The organism is Bacillus sp. SIMBA_005 (genome assembly GCF_046535585.1).
Classification (GTDB): Bacteria; Bacillota; Bacilli; order Bacillales; family Bacillaceae; genus Bacillus; species Bacillus pumilus.
Window position 1 is genome coordinate 1 of sequence record NZ_JAWRWI010000825.1, and the last position, 252, is coordinate 252.

Annotated in this window: 1 protein-coding gene; it reads left to right on the top strand. The window is 73.0% G+C overall.

The window, feature by feature from the left end; all coding sequences use genetic code 11:
* Window positions 1-252 (top strand): hypothetical protein (locus SB660_RS22380; RefSeq protein ID WP_410584668.1); only part of this gene is annotated, 252 nt, incomplete at both ends.

Sequence of the window (252 nt, forward strand, 5' to 3'; positions counted from 1 at the left end):
GCCGCCGCCGATCTGCCGCCCATCGATGTCACCGACGGGCAGGCCGGCGTGTTCTGGCAGCGTCTGGCGGCCGCGCTCGACCTCGACGCCGACCAGGCGACCGCGATACGAACGGACGTCTGGGACGCGTACTGCGGCACGGCGAACACCGAGCTGATCGAGTATGCGGGGTCGCTCCGCGGTCGCGCCCGCACGGCGATCCTGTCGAACTCGGCAGACGGCGCGCGGGAGGAGGAGGAGCGCCGCTTCGGG